Genomic DNA, 18,016 nt, shown 5'->3' with positions numbered 1-18,016 from the left:
GTAAACGCTAATTTTTAATATGCAGCACGTATTTCTCAAAAATATGGAGCGTCATTGGTAGTACCCTTAGGTTGGTGTCCAATGGGTGGGGGCCGCTGTCGGTATAAAATTCCATCCTGCCTTTATAATTGCTATACCAAACTTTGCGCACAGATTGATAGGTAAGCGTATCCGGTCTGGTGATGCGTTTAAAATGATCAACCAGTTCATGTTTGATCGGATAATGGGGCGCGGCTGTGGACGGGTCCTTGCATTCGATGGGTTCATAATGGTCATCACTCCAAATCATACAGTCCTCTTTGCCATTATTGTATATTACTGTTTTTTTAGAAATCAGATACCAGCCCATTCCTACAATGATGACCGATGCAAAAAGCCACAAAAATTTATAGCTGTTTCCTTTTCCTGGTTGCGCGTCGCCTTCCGTCAAAGGCTGTGAGGTTTTTGGGCCTTCAACAGGTTGATCGGTCATAACTCCGGCCATAGGCGGGCCAATCTGCTTCAAACTGGGATGATAAGGACGAGCGGGAAACCCGATGAGCAAAGCCATTAAATTGACGTATTTAACATTTGTATTAACCGACCTGTCAACTAATAATTTTACCACTTGTCTGAAAGGATCGGCTTTCCCATTCTGAAATGCAATACGATAAGCGGCTGCATTTTCTCTCTCTCCGACAAAAGAGCGCAATATCTTTTCGTCACCAGCACTTAATGTTGAACCTTGCTCGCAAATCTTCACGATCTCGGCCTTGATATTCGCTGGTGTCGGCACTAACAACTCCGAAGGCAATAAGTGTTCTGCCATTTGCCTATCATAGTCCGCCAGGACCAACTCTTTATACTCAGACTCAGACATTTTCATTTTTTTCAAGGATAAATCTAAAACATTTTTTGGAATTCCATTCGCATTTCCGGAATCACACTGGAAATATTGTAAATACTGGAATCAACTGATTGTAAGCCGATTAAGCCACTCCATATTTGCTTCAGAAACCGAGTCGAATGGTTTTTACCAGGCAAAGAAAGCGGAGTGATAATCCGGCTTGGGAAGCGGTTAAAGCTTCCGCGATCAATGCCCAAAACTTCCCAAAAAAAGTAAGAGGCGCCTCTTACGCGGTTTGCAGCTATGTCCCTGGATAGTCCCGGGACTACCTGCTGGATTTATTCACCTTTTAAATTTTTTGAAAATGCTAAACATCTTTTTGGCGTTATGGCTGGCTTTTGCCTATCCTACGCAACATACAAACCGAAATAACAGTGGCACTACTGTTAACATCAATGCTGAAAGCGATCCGGGCGATAACGGACACGTACCACCACCGCCACCAGGCAGTTAATTTAAATAAGGCAAGTGAGAGCTTGCCTTATTTTTTTGCTACATTAGTACCTAAAACCTTGAATAGACGATCACATATATGGCTACTATTACTTGTCTTAACGGCTTGTCACAACAAGCCGTCCGTTCGTACCGATCAGTGGACTGATTACCGCAAAGGCTATCAATTTTTAAACTCGAACAGAGATTCTGCATTCTTTTATTTTAATAAGGGAGCGACCAACTCGGCGGATAGGGAGGTCGTATCCTTGTGTTACCGGCTTATGGCTACTATCCAGTCCGATGCAGGGGATAATTTCGGCGCCCAGGAAAGCCTGATCCAGTCGTTAAAGTATCTTGACGAGAACAAACCGGCCGACCGGGATTATCTTGCTACCGATTATGATGAACTGGGTTTGACGTTTGCAAATCTCGGAAATCCTAACCAGGCTATCGCTTACTATCAGCTAGCATTGCGCTTTGTCAAAGATCCTGAAACCAAATCCTACTTTTATAATCATCTGGGAAACGCTTATCAAGACAAAAAGGATTTTCCTCAGGCCCTTATTAATTATTACGCAGCGTTAAAACTTTATGGAAAAAACCGTATCACCCGCGCCCGCATATTGACGAATATTGCGGTTACCAAATGGATGCAGGATGACCGTTATAACCCGGTGAATGAATTACAGCACACACTCAATATAAGGATACGTGATACTGATAGGTGGGGCGAAACGTCCAGCTACGAACATCTTGCTGACGTTTACGGGAGCAGAAAGCCGGACTCGGCTATATTTTATGCAGAACGAATGTTATCCTTGTCGGGGACATTGCGCAGCGGAGAAGAGCAATTATCGGCTTTGCAGCGCTTGATCCCGCTGTCTGACCTGTCACATGCCAGGGTTTATTTTCATAGCTACCAGCGGCTTAACGACAGTATTCAAAGAAAACGGAACGTAGCAAAAAATCAATTTGCACTGATCCGGTACAATGTAGAAAAAGCCAAAGCCGAGAATATACAACTTCAGAAGAAAAATACCGAAAGTGAGTATCAGTTGCTTGTTGTAACACTGGTAGCGCTGGCTGGCGCTGCCTTTGGCTTTTGGCTGTATAAATGGCGTAAACGGCGGATGCAGCAGGAGGCAGATCGTAACCTCCAGGAGAGTAAACTCCGGTTGTCCCAAAAGGTACATGATAAAGTTGCGAACGGTATTTACCGGATCATGAGCGAAGTTGAGCACCTTCCGGAAATCGATCGTACAATCTTGCTCGATCAACTGGAAAACATGTATGATGTATCCAGAAACGTTGCACATGATGAGCCGGAATCAGTTACAGATTTTACGGAAAGGATTAGCACTATGTTGTACGCTTTTAAAAAACAATCCTTACGACTTGCGGTGAATGGGAATGAAGGGGAGTTGTGGCAAGCAGTTAGTTTGCGTGTAAAAGAAGAATTGTTGTTGGTTTTGCAGGAACTGATGGTTAATATGAGCAAACATAGTAAAGCAACGCAAGCTTATGTCGGGTTTTACGCTAAAGACGGGCGATTATGCCTGGAATATCGCGATGATGGTGTCGGACTGGCAGGAAAAGAGACTGCCGGGAAAGGAATGCATAATACGGTTTCCCGTATTGAAGCATTGAATGGCACTATTAGTTTTGATGGTGTGGAGGCGAAGGGGCTCCGGGTTTTAATTCAACTACCGATTATTCATTAATATAATATGCAGTTTGAAAATATTCTTATTGTTGAAGATCAGGACATTGCTAATTTGTCGCTCAGAATAACGCTGGAGCACCTGCAGTTACCACGTCCTTTACACAGTTATCATACCGGTCACGCGATATCTTTATTGACGAAGGCAGCTTCGGAACAGCGTCCATACGACTTGCTGGTCACGGACCTGTACTTTGAGGATGAAGGTACCGCAAAGCAGCTGCCAGATGGCATGGAACTAATTCGAAAAGCAAAAATTTTGCAGCCGGACCTTAAGGTGCTAGTGTTTTCTGCTGAAAGTAAAATTGTCATGATCCGTCGGTTGTATGAGGAATTGGGGATAGATGGATATGTGCGTAAATCGCGGGGCGATGCAAAACACTTAGAAGAGGCGCTGGAACAACTTGCGCAAAACCGGCGCTATTATCCACGCGAGTACCGCTCACTTGCTGCGCAGGAGAACAAGCATGATTTTACCGACCGTGACAAGGCAATCGTTCGCCTGCTTAACGAGGGGTATTCGCAAAAGGAAATCGCAGATTGGCTGGAGTTGAACGAGATGCCTCCCTTTGGTTTAAGCAGTGTGGAAAAACGTTTGAAATTGATGAGGCTAGCGATGAATTTTAGTAAAAATCAGCAGCTGATCGGCTTTTGCAAGGACTTGGGAATGATTTGACCAATATTACGGTTTTCCGTAAGATTGACGATGCCACACTGGTTATTTTTGATCTGATTCTTTTATCCTAATTAATTATATGAAGACACTATTGTTATTCCTGCTTTTGTCCCTGGATACAACGCGTAAATCTTCGACAACGGTTTACATTTGTAGCGGAGCAAAAGGAAAAAAATATCATTTGCGGTCTGATTGCCGAGGCTTAAGTCATTGCCAGCATCGTATCGTAAAAATGAAATTATCCGAGGCGGAAAAGGATGGCCGAGCACTTTGTGGATTTGAAAGATAGTAATTCTATGAAGTTCACAATAAAATTAGGCAGACCTGGGCGTTCAATTGCAGAATTGTTGAAAAAAAGGCACACTCTTGCCGGGCCGGTAAATAACTGGGGCAGTATTGTTGGGGCAGAACTTTATTATGGGCAAGCATATGAGAGTATGCCGCCATGGAAAGGCTTCATCGAAGAAGGGGCCGGTGAGCTTTTACCAGCTTTAACAAATCAAGGAGCCGCAGCATTACTTTTTATACCGGTCGGAAATCAGTACTTAATCTACATTTTCGGCTATGGCTTTTTGAGTATCAACGACGGTTTCACGGAATGGGATTTTGGGTTGAAAGTAGTACTTAATTCCATTGATTCAAATGGCATTAAAAGCTTAGACTCTCATACCATCAATCAAAAAGCAAAAAACAAAAGAGTACAGGTTGCTACACAGGCTGGTATCGACGAGTTCGACGTCGATATTTTGCAAGATCTCGTTAGCCAGATATCCGGAAAGGCAGTTGATGCATCATTTGCAAAAACTCTAACGGGAGGCTCCAGTTTGAGCATGACGGTAGATATGCAAGGCACCTCAGTTGTTCGAAAGAGCAGTCAAATAATGCATCGTTATGCAGCGACCAGCTATCAAACTAATTTTAAGTGGATTGATTTTATAGCTCCAGAAAAAGATCCTTTAATTATTGACGCATTGAATCTCTCACTTGAAAGTGCATTAAGCGATTTGGTTGCCCATAATGGGAATCACGAATTTGTATTGTCCTATCCATCTATCGTCGAACTGGAAAATCTTGATTACATAACATTTGGAGGCTTTGAGTCAACTCAAGAATTCGACGTGATTACCATATCAGATTGGGTTGCTGAATACCGAAGTTCGGGATACCAACAACTCGCCCACAATCCGACAGCAATCAGTCTTGATCTTCACGACGGCCATGGTAAGGTATTCAAAAGCTTTCCATTTTATAGATGTTTGACAACAGAAATTGATTATCAAGGTGCGGTTTATATCCTTACTAGCGGCACTTGGTTTAAACTTGACGCCGATCATTATGAAACTGTTTCTCGATTTTTCATACAGCTCAGTAATAGTAATGAATTTAAATCAGGCGAACAAACAAATGAGACAACAGAAGAAGGATATCTTAAAAATTCGCTACGCGCTGGAGATGAATTACTTGATAGAAAACTTTATAACAATCATGGTGTGAAGAACACCTTAGAATATGGCGACATCATAAATGATCAAGCCGAGGTAATCCATGTAAAGGATGGGGGTAGCTCTGCAAAGCTAAGTCACTTGTTTAATCAAGGCACTGTTTCTGCAAGATTATTATTAACTGATAAAACTTTCCGAAGCGGTTTTCGAAGCAAAATTACGAACACTACCACCAAAGCCTTGTTTCCTTTGGCGGCTGTAGTCCCAGCTAATACTACGATTGTTTTTAGAATATTGAAAAAAGGGCCTGAATTCACTTTACCTTTCTTTTCCAAGATTATTCTTTATGACACTTATCAAAAGATCAAGCGAATGGGTTATAACTTCCGGTTAGACTGGGTAGAATACGTATGATCGATTCTTGACAAAGGCTACGTCACCGCAAGCTATGCTTAGTTTGGCAACTCGGTCATCGTTTAATAGCCAACGTTCTTACGGAAGAGGCATCAGTTATGATCGGTGACCAGACACTACAAAATTGCACACTCATCTATATTAACTTGGTGAGAATCAGAAAGCCCGTCCCAAACAAACTCGAGTTAAATCGTGAATGATTTGATATACGAAGGGACGAACTTCTTGATTTAATAACCCTACTTACCTCTTGGTTTTGGCGGATTGTGAGGAGGCAGGGTTGGGTGTTTAGGCGCGTTAGGAGGATCAACATGACGTCTTCTATCATCTGAGCCATCTTCTTTCTTTGGCTTTGGCCCTGGTTTGATTGCTATAACTTGTTCCATAATTATTTTTTTTACAATTATCGCTCAGATTCATTACTTCAAATTACGGCTTTCCGTAAGCGAAAAATTCATCTATCTGTTGCGTTAATTTTCGGGCGGGAAAGGAAGCGTGTATGAAGGACGAATGCATTTCTGCAAGTGCGGCGGCGTATTGAAACCCAGGGTGAAGCCATGGTGTAATGCAGCCAACTTTCGCAGCCACATGGCCACTTTCTCCTAATTGTAAATAACCATCGGCTAATAACCGATCTGAGCCTGTCATTTTCCTGACCTCACCGTTTCCAAATTCTCTTTGGCAGCCCTTCGTTCTTTTTCAGCCCGTTCGGCAATCGCTTTTGCAGCAGCGATATGATATTTTATACCATGGCTCAGCCTTTAAAATATTTTCAGTTGTCAAGAGTATATACGAACTATAAAGCTTTGCAAATGAATTTGGCTACCCTCGCCCCATGTACGAAAGGGAACGAATAACACTTTACTGAACTTGAACAGGATGCTGGACGCGCTCGAAGTAAATTGGTTCACAGAAGTTGAACAAGCTTATCCGGGCCTGAACACCGCCGTAGAACCAACCGGAGTTCTTTATAGGATAAGGCAGTTAACAGATAATAATTGCCAATAAAAAAGAGGAGTTGGTTGACTCCTCTTTTTTTTACTAATTACCGGGCTGCTTATAAGGAAGCCGGTACCTTTCGCTGAATAACATTTCTGACCATTGCCAGAACCGCCAGGGTTTAATGGTGAATGTGCGGTAAAGGCGGTTGTCTCCCCTATCTCTTTCGGGATGCTCGCAAAGAAAATGTCCATATGACCTTATGCAGCCAATAAAGGATTTACCTTTCCCTGGTTCTTCTTTATAAAGGAATGATCCATCGAAATTTTGATATCTAAAATCTTCCTGAAGGAAAAAATTAAAAATTGGCAAATTGCTCAATGCTATTATCACTGATGCTATTAAGATTACTTTTTTCATGTATTACATTGTTAGTTACAAGGGCCTTTACTGAATGGTGTATTTCCGCCTGCTGTATTTACGTTTGAATTTCCTTTTAGTTTCTCGATGCTGTCGCCGAGTGCCCCGGGGGCAAGGACGGGGCTTTTCGGGTATAGGACAGAGTAGGTAATGGGATTAGGCAGGTTGATATTGCCTGCAAGGCATGCGCTGTTTACGAAGTTGGTGCAGTTAAAATCGGTGATGTCATACGTGGGCGGTGGCGAACTGATATAATTGACGATCTTATTAAAATTCTCAGCACTGACGTCATAGGTAATACTGACGCTGTAGTCAAGGTCACCGCCATTGTCAACGAGTTTCGAGGGGGCGTGCATTTTGTCGAAACCGGTCGCGTCCGGGTAAAACCCGAGGGTTTGGGTAATACTGGTGCTTCCGCTGGTTTTGGTCAGGCTGATAGCGGTATGGCCGACGCTGTTAGGGCCGGCATTAAAGGTTGTCCCGGGCCAGGGTTCCTGTACATATATGGTTATTTTCATGGTCGCGCCGTTGTCCGGTATGTTTTGAAAGCATTTCATAAAATCTTTGGGGTTTATGCCGTCTTTGCTCTCTCCGGGCAGGTTCGATACGGATGGTGCTGCCGCCGGGGCAGATCCGCCGGCGCCAACCGGCGGCGGACTGCCGAAAGGTGCGGCATCCCCGGAACTGCCGTCCCCTCCGCCGAGGTCAAGAAAGCCGGTCGCGCACAGCCGTTCCGAATAGATGACTGCGTTTCCGTCGCCATCCACATAATTACTGTCCGACCAGCCGCATTCAACAACGGGCTGGAGCATGTCTGTTTTCAGCGGCTTTTCGGCTGCCATGCGGGGTATGATCTGCCCGACCGGTTTACCATCGGCATAAATCTTTCCGGATAACAGGTGGTAATCCGGACCGTAAATAAAGATCCTCCCGGTAAAACCGGTTCCGGATGTGCTTCGCCTTCGCTGCAGGTAGGTTGCATCCGGAATAATTTCCAGGATCCGGCTTTTGATGTTCCTGCTGCTGTCGAGGTAAAACACCAGTTGCCGGTAGCCGAGGTCAAGGTTTTGAAAGCGCGGGCGGCCCCCGAGCCCGACGAGCCAGTAAGGCGATTTACCATTAGGGACATAAGTGGCTTTATCCCAGAAAATATTGGTACTTGTATCACTTTTGTAATAGGCCCGGACCTGGTCCAGGGTCAGTTTCAGGTCCGGGATGGGTTGCGGAACTGTCTTTTGCTGTTCTTTCCTGCAACCGAGAAACATCATGCATACGAGGAATGCGTACGTGGTTTTTCTTTTCATAGCGGGTGGTTTTATACAAAATTGGGTAGTGCCCGGGATGAATTATTTGATCCAAATCAAATTTCTTTCCTGGCCCGGATCCTGCTGAGGGTTTCCAGGGTTATCCCGAGAAAGGATGCGATCTGGCCCAGTGAGGCGCGCTGGGTAATATCCGGATGTTTCTGCAGGAGCAGTTTATAACGCTCGGCGGGATGTTTATTACGCAGCAGGATGGCGCGTTCTTCGGACATGATATAATATTTTTCAGTGACCAGCCTGCCGTGGAAATTGTATTCGGGGAATTCCGCATAGATGATCTGGAGCTGATCCCAGGTCATGGACAGTAAAACGGTGTCTTCGAGCAGCTCGATGTATTCCATAGCCGGCTGCTGGGTATAAAAGCTGTAAACGGAGATCATGAGATCATACTTTGTCATAAACCAGCTGGTATGTTCCCGTCCGTCACGATCCAGGTGGTAAGCCCGGGCTGAACCTGATGCGATAAAATAGATGCGCCGGGACACCTCCCCCTCCCGCAGCAGCAAATGTTTCTTTTTGTATTCTTTTTTGATGATAAAATCCTCGAAGCGTTTACGCAAGGCGCCGGAAAGGGGCGCGATCATGGTCAGGATCTGGAAGAGGATATCCAGTTCTGTCAGTTGGCTGTTATTATCCATAGCAGATTTGGTTACGGTCAAACCGGCATTCCATTACAGGATTTAGCTTTTGATTAACAGATAATAATCTGAAGTTAATAAATAACTATTTAAATTAATATATTTAATATCAGAAAATATCAACAATCCTATTAATTCATTGATAGTAAATAATTTATTTTAATAATTCACACTTATTTTCTATATATATATCGGAACGGCCTTAGCATAACTTTGGCCATCCGTCAATAGTCCCGGATCTTTTTGATCATTTGTTCCAGCGCGGCTATGGTCAGCTGCTTGTCCCTTTCTTCCATTTTCATGGTACTGCTCCTGGCGCTTTTCCAGGAAAAGTCCTGCATTCTTTCGGTGGAAAGGTAAGGCGTTATGCTGCGCAATACGAGGCTGAAGGAACGCGCTGCCAGTAACCTGGTATCGTCCGCTGCTTTCAGGATGATGGCGATCTGGTCTACGCTGAGCCGGCAGGTTACTTTGAAGAGCGGGGGCTGTGCCTCAGCGCCGGCCCGGGATATTTTACCTGCTCCTGTCCTGTTCAGGTAACCGGCATACCTGCGGAGAAATTGTGTTTGCAGCTTTTCGAGTTCCGACAATACCTGCCCGCAGAAATTGCCAAGAGGGTCATCTTCGGGGTAAGCCGCCATATTGACCATGGCCTGCCGCTTGAGTTCTTCCAGGCTTTCCTGGTATTGGATCAGCATGGTTTCGATCTTTTTCCGGCTCAGGAGCAGGAATGTTTGTGATTTGAGGCCCTTCCAGATATTGCTGGTCTCTAAGCCAAGCCGCTGCTGCCATCCGGCAAGTTTTTCCGGGCTGGCACGGATTTCCATCGCACATTCCGGGTTCAGGCTGGTCTCAATAATCTCATCAAGCCAGTCAAAGGGATAGTTTTGCAGGTCCTTTAATTCCATAGTTACTGCATTTAGCGGGTATTCACCGCGGTTCCTTTTTGAACGTCCGGGCTTAAGACGCGTGCTGTCTTACGCGCTGCTACCGGTATTCTGAAGTCAAAGTTAGACCGGTTTGCAGTTAGGGGCTTTGATCAAAATCAAAAATAATCTGAAGGATCAATTGATTAGCGGGGCTTATATAGTTCATGCCGGCGCTTATTTCTTTGAGACCAACAACTCTCATTTTGTCCTGCAACTATACATAAATTGATCAATAAACTTGGTTTGACTACAGATTCCGGGATGATCAGCTGACGGGCGGCCAAAGTTAAGAAGATGCAATTCCCGCAGGGCATTTGATCAATATCAAAAAAGCATGCATAATCGTCCGGAAACCGAAAAGCTGTAAATGATAAATGGTTTACTGCAAAATTAAAAAAGCTGGACCTTCAGCGCCTTAATATCAGCCACCCTATAAAAACATCATTGCCATTGAAACCATTCAGGGCAGGTTAGGGAACCGGATTACAGGCAAAAATAAGCACTGCCAGCTGAGACATTTATCAGAGGTTCAGATTGGGGCAGCCTGCATTGAGACCTTTTTTTAATCGTTGCCAATGGTGCAGGGTGTTATTTAACATGCTTGTCCAATCATATGCCCGGATAGCTTTCTTTGCAGCACGCATTGGTAAATAAAAATAAAAGTGGATTATGGGCTACTTGGTTATGGATTCCGTATTTAGCCCTATGTTTTACGCACACAAAAACGCCCACTCGTTTTTTATAAAAAAATGCACGTATCCTGATCCAAACAAAATATTTATTTTTTGGTTTTTGAATGGATTATGCATTTACAGGACAATGAGCAGTTATACAGCGTGGTACAAAGTGCCCCGATCGGCATTTGTATACTCGATGCCGCTACTTTCAAGGCGGAATTGCTCAATGACAAATTCATGGAGATCACAGGTAAACCCCAAGAGGCGATTATCGGCAAATGGTACTGGGATCCTTTCTCCGAAGCGCGGGAAGCTTATGAGGCCGCGCTTAACAATGTCGCCCAAACCGGCGAAACTTTTCACACCGATGAAGCGGAACTGATGCTGGTCCGCCACGGCCGCGAGGAGATGATCTTCGTGACTTTCGTTTATGCCGCGGTAATGAATACGGCAGGCAAAGTTACCAGGATCGCGGTTTGGGCGATCGAAAACACCTGGCAGGCTCAGAAGCGCCGGGCTATTATAGCGAGCGAGGAACGTCTCAGGGCCCTGATTACCGCCTCGTCCGATGTGATCTACAGCCTGAGCGCAGACTGGGAGGTAATGCGGGAACTGGACGGGCGCGGATTTCTGAAGGATACCCATGGGCCGATCACCGGCTGGCGCACACGGAACGTTCATCCGGATGATATGGAAATGGTCAACGCCACGATTGATGAGGCCGTCCGTAAGAAACAAATATTTCAACTGGAGCACCGGGTCCTGCGTGCCGACGGTTCCCCGGGCTGGACATTTTCACGCGCGGTCCCTGTTCTGGACGATCAGGGCGATATTGTGGAATGGTTCGGCACGGCCAGCGACATTACGGAACGCAAGCGGATAGAAAATGCCCTGCGTGAAGCCAGGGAACAGGCTGACCGGCAAAAACGGGTTTATGAAGCGATCACCTCTGGCACGCCTGACCTGATGTATGTCTGGGACCTTGATTACCATTTCACCTATGTGAACAGCGCGTTGCTGGCCATGTGGGGAAAAACCTGGGATACCGCGGTCGGGAAAGGTCTGCGGGAAAATGGCTATGAAGAATGGCATGCCGCGATGCACGAGCGGGAGATCGACCAGGTCAGGGCCACCAAAAAGCCTGTCAGGGGTGAAGTGGCTTTTCCGCACGCCACTTTGGGCAAACGGATCTATGATTATATCTTAATACCCGTGCTCAATGAGAGAGGAGAGGTTGAAGCGGTAGCCGGTACTACCCGGGATATCACTGAACGCAAACTATGGGAAGAAAAACTGGCGCAGGCTTCGGAAGAGTTGCAGGCGATCAACGAAGAGATGGTCGCCGTTAATGAAGAACAGGCTGCCTCTAACGAGGAACTGACCGTTACCAATGAAGAGCTGACCGCGATGCAGCAGCGCCTGGAAACCTCGAACCATGAACTGGAGGCCAGTTCCTCGCGTTTACGCATGGCTATCGAATCCACACGCCTGGGCACCTGGGATTACGATCCCCGGAGCGGGGCGCTCTACTGGTCGAAGGAATGCCGGGAGGTCTATGGTTTACCGGAGGATCAAAACCCGACATTTGCCACTTTTTCCGAGCATATCCACCCCGAAGACCACGACTGGGTGCAGCGGCGGATACAAAAAGCTATAGACCCCGAAACAGGCGGGCATTATGAGCTCAGTTTCCGTATCGTCCGCTTTGGTGACGGGGAAATCCGCTGGATCAAGGTCCAGGGTACGGTGTACTTCGACCAGGGGCAGGCGATCCGTTTCATCGGGACCGTGCTTGATATCACCGATATCAAAACCGCCGAGGAACAAAGCGCCAAGCTGGCCGCAATCATCCAGTCTTCTGATGACGCCATTATCAGTAAAACATTTGAAAGCGTGATCACCAGTTGGAACGCAGCCGCTGAACGTATTTTCGGCTATACAGCCGGGGAAATGATCGGCGAAAGTATTTATAAGCTCATCCCCGAAGAGCTGCATTACGAAGAACCGCAGATCCTGGCGCGTTTAAGGGCCGGCCAGCGTGTACAGCATTTTGAGACTAAGAGGCGTACCAGAGATGGCCGCCTGATCGATGTATCGCTGACGATCTCCCCGGTCAAAGATTCGCGGGGAAATATCATCGGGCTCTCCAAGATCGCTCGTGATATCACTGAAAAGAAACTGGACGAGACCCGCAAAAGTGATTTTATTGGCATGGTGAGCCACGAGCTCAAAACACCGCTTACTTCGCTCAGCGCGATCATCCAGGTGACCAACACCAAACTGAAGGCCAGCGGGGATAGTTTTCTGATGAATGCGATGGAAAAAGCCAATCAGCAGGTTAAGCGGATGACCACCATGATCAACGGATTCCTGAACATCTCCAGGTTAGAGTCAGGTAAGATCCATATCGAAAAGCAGTCTTTTGATATCGGAGAGCTGATCACGGATATGATAGATGAAGCCAGCCTGACTGTCGGCAGCAACCAGATCCGGTTTGAACGCTGTCCCCCGATCGAAGTAAATGCCGACCGGGATAAAATCGGCTCAGTGATCTCCAACCTGATCAGTAACGCCATCAAATATTCGCCAATGGCGGCAGCTGTGGAAATCACCTGCACCACCAGGGACGGACAAGTCATTGTCAGCGTCAAAGACGAAGGCATGGGGATCAAACCGGAAGACCTCGGTAAAATATTTGACAGATATTACCGGGTGGAAGCTGCTCAAACGCGGCATATTGCCGGCTTTGGCATCGGGCTGTATTTAAGCTCCGAAATCATTCAGCGTCATGGTGGAAAGGTCTGGGCGGAAAGCGAACCGGGTGCGGGCTCTACCTTCTATTTCAGCCTGCCGCTGGAAACTGATTAGTCGCCCGGATGTTGTCCTCTTATGGAGATCCGGGCAGTACAATATGGTCCGGAAACTCGCGCAATTTCGTTATGCTAACTACCTTTAACCGGCAGTGTAAACCAAAACGCACTGCCTTTTCCGGGTTCGCGCTCTACTCCTATTTCGCCGCCATGCTGTTTAACGATTGCAGCGCAGATATACAGTCCCGGGCCAAGACCAGTCTGTAAAGCGCCGTTTTTAGAACGGAATCAGTCTAAATAAAATGATAAAATCCTTACCTCCATCCGGAAACTGCAAGGTTCCGTTTCCTGCTTTCATTATTTCTTCTCCTATTCAGGCAAAATGCTTTTGCCCTGGATAAAAGTTTATTAAATCAGCGCCGGTATTGCTCAAAAAACCGCCAATTTCCGGCCCGCTGAAAGGCTGTCCGGATAAGCCCGGGGTAATGGACATCGGTACGAAACTTTTAGGGACCGGGAAATACCCTTCGGTCAGGGCCTGCCGGAGCCTATGCGGCCGGGTTTGGATTTATGCACGGCGGAGTACCGCGAACGGGGATCCTTGCAATTCTGACCGGCGCTAAAGATGGGTTTAATCAGTTCACCACCCCATATCTTGTTGCCCGCTCTTTTCGGATGTTCGAGATAATGCAGGTTTCTCCGCTCAAAATAACAGTCGATCGCGGCTTTACAGTCATTAGCATCCGCGTAATCACTGTTATGCAATACGGCTTTGGCCAAACCGCTGAATACCGATTCGATCACGTTCAGGAACTGCGCACAGCTCGGCAGCGGCGCCAGCTCTACCAGCGGCCCGGGATGCTTTTTTCCGTAAACTTTGCTGTTGAGCTGTTTCAAATGGGCCTTTAACTTTTTCGAAGTATGCCAGGGGGCTGCGTCCCAGGACAGGTAAAGCTTATCCATGTTCTGATATTGCGACACCAGCACATCCACCAGCCTGATCATTTCATCCGAATCCTTGCGCGGCGAGTAAAAATGCGTGACCTGGTTGGTCGAAAGCTCCAGCGCAGCCGTGCAGATCAGGTAGGCTTTCGCCCGTTGATGCGCTGGTATCTTCCTCTGCTCCCCGGGAGCTGTAAAAGCCCAGCCCCCCTTCATCCGGATCCCCCAGGGCCCGAGCTCATCGATCGAAAAGAAACGTTCTTTCGGTCCAAGGTCCCGCAGTACGGCCTGTATTTTTTCCACTTTTACGCAAAAATCAGGGTCCTGGCTGGTCAGTACCACACGTGCCTTGCGGAACCTGAAACCCTGATCATTCAAATACTGCCAGACTGTCGCGCTACTGATGGCGGTCTTATAAACCTGCCGATAGACTACTGCCAGATCAGCCGTGCGCCAGGCGGTCCTGGCAATACCGTAAAGCGCCGGCGATTGATGGATCAGCGCGTTCAGCTGGCGTTTCTTTTCCGCGATTTCGTCCTTCTTCCCATCGTTCAAGGTCCAGGGCTTACGATACAGCCCCTCCAGTTCCTGTAACTTAAAAATCGCTACCCACTGCTCCACCGTATCCAACTGCAGCTCGACTTTCTTAGCTACTTCGCGCAGGCATACACCTTCGTATGAACTGAGTATGACTACGGCATGCTGCCAGTCCCGGTGATTGACCGACTTTCGCCAGTCCTGCAAAATCTTCATTTCCTCAGGTCCAATCCGTTTCACCCTGCTGCTGGTAAACTCATTTACCTTGTTCTCTTCGGCCCACTGCCTGTAAATTTTATTGAACTGGTTTTCCGAAAACTTGCAGGTATAGCGTAATTGATACCGCCGGAACAAATTTGCCGGCGTCAGGCGTTTATACGGGTCCGCTGCCACCAATACCGGTAACAACGAACGTAATTCCAGCTGGCGGTCCGAAACAGCCCTTTTGTCAATATGCCGGGGCAGGCAGAACCGCGTATCACTCAGCTTAGCAGGGTACATTTCCCGGATCTGCTGAAACTCCATGCAGTAACTCCGCACGGTGTTATAGCAAAGGCCTGTCTCCAGGGAGATCCGGTGCGGGTTCAATCCGGCAATAAAAAGCCGCCTGATCGCGTTCACATTGCTTTTTGGAATGGTGTTGTATTGCATCACCCCCTCCTTTTATCAATTAAACGCTGTTCCTTTGCAAATCTTATAGGCCCCTGCACAGGACGCCCTGGTCACCTTTTACTTCCTGGAGAAGACAAGCTCGTCAAGACCCTTAAAATAGTACCCGGAAAAAAAAGTACTGCTTTCATAGCTGACCTTCAGGCTGTCACTTGTGAGCACTGAAACCATATAGGTTCCGGCATAAAAGGCAGGTGTATTCCTGCTGATTATCAGCCGTTCGCCCGTGAGCGTATAATTATACTCGATGATCGCTGTTTCACCTGCCGGCGTATTATTTGAAGTATAACCGCTGCCGTCGCCGTTAAACAACTCGAAATCATTTTCCATGAAATCCAGCCTTGAGGTATCCCGGACCACGAGATCGTTCCTGAATGTACGGGTACGGTATTTTTTCAGGTACCACTTGCCCAGTATTGTTGCTGCCGGGCTCCCCTCCCGCTCTTTTTTGCAGGCGGAAAAGCTAATCAGTGCAATGATTGCGATCAGGAAATATCTCATGGTTACACTGGTTTTTTGCTTGAATAAACTTAGCTAATTAATTGGTCACTTGCCAATTTATTAATCCCTATACAAAACACTAATATTTTCAGTGTTTTTAAATAAAGAAAAAAATGGCAGATCAAAGTACAATAATCGCGGCCAGCGCATTTCCGGGCTGGCAGGCGCATTGCTCAGCCAGGGGCTCACCGGTATGTTCACTTACATTGCTGACAAAAGAAAGTTCCGTTCGGATATTAAGAATCAATACCGCAATAAACAGGTCGAAACTGCAGAAAGTTATTATTTAGTTACTGATGGGATATGGATATCCTTAAAAAGAGCCTGCGCTTCTGGAAGAACCGCCATGACGGCAGGAGCGGCGCCAGTCTCCGTTTTATGGCCGGGGAAATGAAAGGACCGCCGCCGAGCTTGATAAGCTCAGGGCCGATAACCGGAAGCATAACCTGATCAGCCTCTATTTTAACGTATGACTGCCGCGCCAGGAGCCGATCGCCGCAAACACCAGTTCAAATGAACTTTACCCCAGGGTGCCGGATCTCGCCGGTCAGACCGGCCTGGCGCCGGAAGTTGAAAAGGACGCCCTTCACGGCCGCTGCAACCTGAGCATCTTTGACCAGTGCAGCCAGTATGACCGGATCCACGACTTGCCGGGTAAGTAAGATATTCTGCTATTTGTCTTCGTTTTGATTTTTTATGCAAAAGGGTGCTTGGTTTTTCTGACAGGAAGGGATCGTTGCAGCGGTCAGCTGCAATCTGGGCACGGGGCAGGTTCCTTTTGATCTCGGCCATCATCCGCAAAATCCAAAGGGCCTGGCAGCGGCAGGCGCCCTGCTTTTTCAGGCTGTCGCATGTCTGAACCAAAATCATCGTTTGAGGCCGATTAACGTCGGATAGGTTAACGGGCTTCAGAAATGTCAGCCCCTGATTGATATGATGGAATCAGTAAACCACAGGAAGACCTTTTTTTAAGCGCGCCGGCTTCTATCATCAACACCGCCGGTTTCAGGCTCATCCTCTGCGTAATGTCCCGCAATACTATAAAGGATATTATAAAGAATTATCAGCAGCAAAGCAATATGTAGCGGAACACTATGAATAAGATCTTTTTCACCGCCGATCGCGGGGATCGCGCCACAAACAACGCACAAAGCAATGAGCAGGATAAAAGGGTACCTGCCTCTCATAAACTTTACCAGAGCCTTCTTTTTGTTGATATTCATAGGGATAAAAAGAGAAAAGCACATTAACGGCTGTCACTTCCGAAGTAAAATTATAAAAAAATATCCGGCATTTTAATTTAAACGCACAGATGCCATTTATAAACAGCCCTGAACAGGTCGGATACGCTTCGTACATGTATTGGCGGCATAGAAGATGTACGGCAGGTACGGCATGGGTTCCAATAAGAAAACGGAAACCCGTATCCTATCTCCAGGGGCATTTTCACCATCACTTTTTCCAAACAAAAACAGCCCGCGCGGTACTTATAAATAAATCTCGCCATTAATTCATAATCACCGGCAGAACTGTTTTCCAGTTTATAGCAGCGGAATTTCCGGAACAATCTGAGCTTACAACAGCAGATTGCCTGCAGGGATATACTTCCCCTGTTAAAGGAATTATTTCCACATTTCCGGCCTATGCCGCTTCCTCCCTGCCCCTTCTGCGTTCTCACAATAGAAGTCACCCTGAACTATATCTGCATTGCCCGCCGAAAAGGACCATGCGACCGCCGGTAAGACAGCTTGATCAGCAAAAGCCGGCTGCATTAGGCCCACCGGCAATTTCACCAGGTACCGCGGCGATCTCTTTATTCATGGCATCATATAAGTCATGATCCTGCTCTTACTCGGTATATGGATAGGAGCCTTAAAATTACTTATGATTTCGGTCGTGCCGGCCGTCGGGCCCCGTCAATAACAATAAGCGCCAGATTCCAATATGATTGTGCGATGACCGGACTGATGCATTTTCCTGTTGTATCCCCGGCATGATAAACTAAGTGATGAGCGAAATCTTCAATCCACTGATTTTGGGAAAAACACCTTTTTTATAG

The 18,016-nt window shown here is 46.8% G+C and carries 14 protein-coding genes and 1 pseudogene; 6 read left to right on the top strand and 9 right to left on the bottom strand.

The features are described 5' to 3' along the window. Positions 1–7: 7 nt before the first annotated feature. A complete protein-coding gene (locus tag ACFFGT_RS10340) occupies positions 8–874 on the bottom strand; it encodes a hypothetical protein (RefSeq protein WP_377022449.1) in 867 nt (288 codons plus the stop codon). Between the two features lie 316 nt (positions 875–1,190). Between ACFFGT_RS10340 and ACFFGT_RS10335 the strand changes: the two genes are divergently transcribed. The 4 genes from ACFFGT_RS10335 (at position 1,191) to ACFFGT_RS10320 (ending at position 5,573) form a co-directional block, all read left to right on the top strand. Next, entirely contained in the window at positions 1,191–1,340 is a 150-nt protein-coding gene (locus ACFFGT_RS10335; RefSeq protein ID WP_377022448.1) for a hypothetical protein, read from the top strand. 262 nt (positions 1,341–1,602) lie between these two features. Continuing rightward, positions 1,603–3,042, top strand: coding sequence for a tetratricopeptide repeat-containing sensor histidine kinase (locus ACFFGT_RS10330; RefSeq protein WP_377022447.1), 1,440 nt, complete (start codon positions 1,603–1,605; stop codon positions 3,040–3,042). Positions 3,043–3,048: 6 nt separating this feature from the next. Next, complete coding sequence (locus tag ACFFGT_RS10325) at positions 3,049–3,717, top strand: response regulator (RefSeq protein ID WP_377022446.1); 669 nt, start codon at positions 3,049–3,051, stop codon at positions 3,715–3,717. A gap of 257 nt (positions 3,718–3,974) precedes the next feature. Further along, positions 3,975–5,573 carry a DUF6119 family protein gene (locus ACFFGT_RS10320; RefSeq protein ID WP_377022445.1) on the top strand — a complete coding sequence of 533 codons (1,599 nt, stop codon included), beginning with the start codon at positions 3,975–3,977 and terminating at the stop codon, positions 5,571–5,573. 1,041 nt (positions 5,574–6,614) lie between these two features. Here the strand turns inward: ACFFGT_RS10320 and ACFFGT_RS10315 are convergent. The 4 genes from ACFFGT_RS10315 to ACFFGT_RS10300 all read right to left on the bottom strand — a co-directional run bounded on the left by ACFFGT_RS10315 (position 6,615) and on the right by ACFFGT_RS10300 (position 9,800). After that, positions 6,615–6,932, bottom strand: coding sequence for a hypothetical protein (locus ACFFGT_RS10315; RefSeq protein ID WP_377022444.1), 318 nt, complete (start codon positions 6,930–6,932; stop codon positions 6,615–6,617). A gap of 11 nt (positions 6,933–6,943) precedes the next feature. Continuing rightward, entirely contained in the window at positions 6,944–8,236 is a 1,293-nt protein-coding gene (locus tag ACFFGT_RS10310; RefSeq protein ID WP_377022443.1) for a hypothetical protein, read from the bottom strand. Between the two features lie 56 nt (positions 8,237–8,292). After that, positions 8,293–8,892, bottom strand: coding sequence for a Crp/Fnr family transcriptional regulator (locus tag ACFFGT_RS10305; protein WP_377022442.1), 600 nt, complete (start codon positions 8,890–8,892; stop codon positions 8,293–8,295). 224 nt (positions 8,893–9,116) lie between these two features. Then, positions 9,117–9,800, bottom strand: coding sequence for a hypothetical protein (locus tag ACFFGT_RS10300; protein WP_377022441.1), 684 nt, complete (start codon positions 9,798–9,800; stop codon positions 9,117–9,119). 824 nt (positions 9,801–10,624) lie between these two features. Here ACFFGT_RS10300 and ACFFGT_RS10295 point away from each other — a divergent pair. Further along, positions 10,625–13,366 carry a PAS domain S-box protein gene (locus ACFFGT_RS10295; RefSeq protein WP_377022440.1) on the top strand — a complete coding sequence of 914 codons (2,742 nt, stop codon included), beginning with the start codon at positions 10,625–10,627 and terminating at the stop codon, positions 13,364–13,366. A 74-nt stretch (positions 13,367–13,440) separates the two neighbouring features. Here the strand turns inward: ACFFGT_RS10295 and ACFFGT_RS10290 are convergent. The 3 genes and pseudogenes from ACFFGT_RS10290 to ACFFGT_RS10280 form a co-directional block, all read right to left on the bottom strand. Further along, positions 13,441–13,560, bottom strand: a pseudogene (locus tag ACFFGT_RS10290) (ATP-binding protein); the annotation flags it as partial. Positions 13,561–13,839: 279 nt separating this feature from the next. Beyond that, positions 13,840–15,438, bottom strand: a complete 1,599-nt coding sequence (locus ACFFGT_RS10285) for an IS630 family transposase (RefSeq protein ID WP_377022439.1) — start codon at positions 15,436–15,438, stop codon at positions 13,840–13,842. Positions 15,439–15,516: 78 nt separating this feature from the next. Continuing rightward, positions 15,517–15,957 (bottom strand): hypothetical protein, encoded by a 441-nt coding sequence (locus ACFFGT_RS10280; protein WP_377022438.1) that lies wholly within the window; start codon positions 15,955–15,957, stop codon positions 15,517–15,519. Positions 15,958–16,048: 91 nt separating this feature from the next. Between ACFFGT_RS10280 and ACFFGT_RS10275 the strand changes: the two genes are divergently transcribed. After that, positions 16,049–16,351, top strand: coding sequence for a hypothetical protein (locus ACFFGT_RS10275; RefSeq protein WP_377022437.1), 303 nt, complete (start codon positions 16,049–16,051; stop codon positions 16,349–16,351). 574 nt (positions 16,352–16,925) lie between these two features. On the opposite strand, the gene ACFFGT_RS10270 is transcribed toward ACFFGT_RS10275, so the two are convergent. Then, positions 16,926–17,180 carry a hypothetical protein gene (locus ACFFGT_RS10270; RefSeq protein ID WP_377022436.1) on the bottom strand — a complete coding sequence of 85 codons (255 nt, stop codon included), beginning with the start codon at positions 17,178–17,180 and terminating at the stop codon, positions 16,926–16,928. Positions 17,181–18,016 lie beyond the last annotated feature (836 nt).

This window comes from Mucilaginibacter angelicae, assembly GCF_042434235.1.
Taxonomy (GTDB): Bacteria; Bacteroidota; Bacteroidia; order Sphingobacteriales; family Sphingobacteriaceae; genus Mucilaginibacter; species Mucilaginibacter angelicae.
This window is presented reverse-complemented; position numbering and strand designations above follow the sequence as displayed.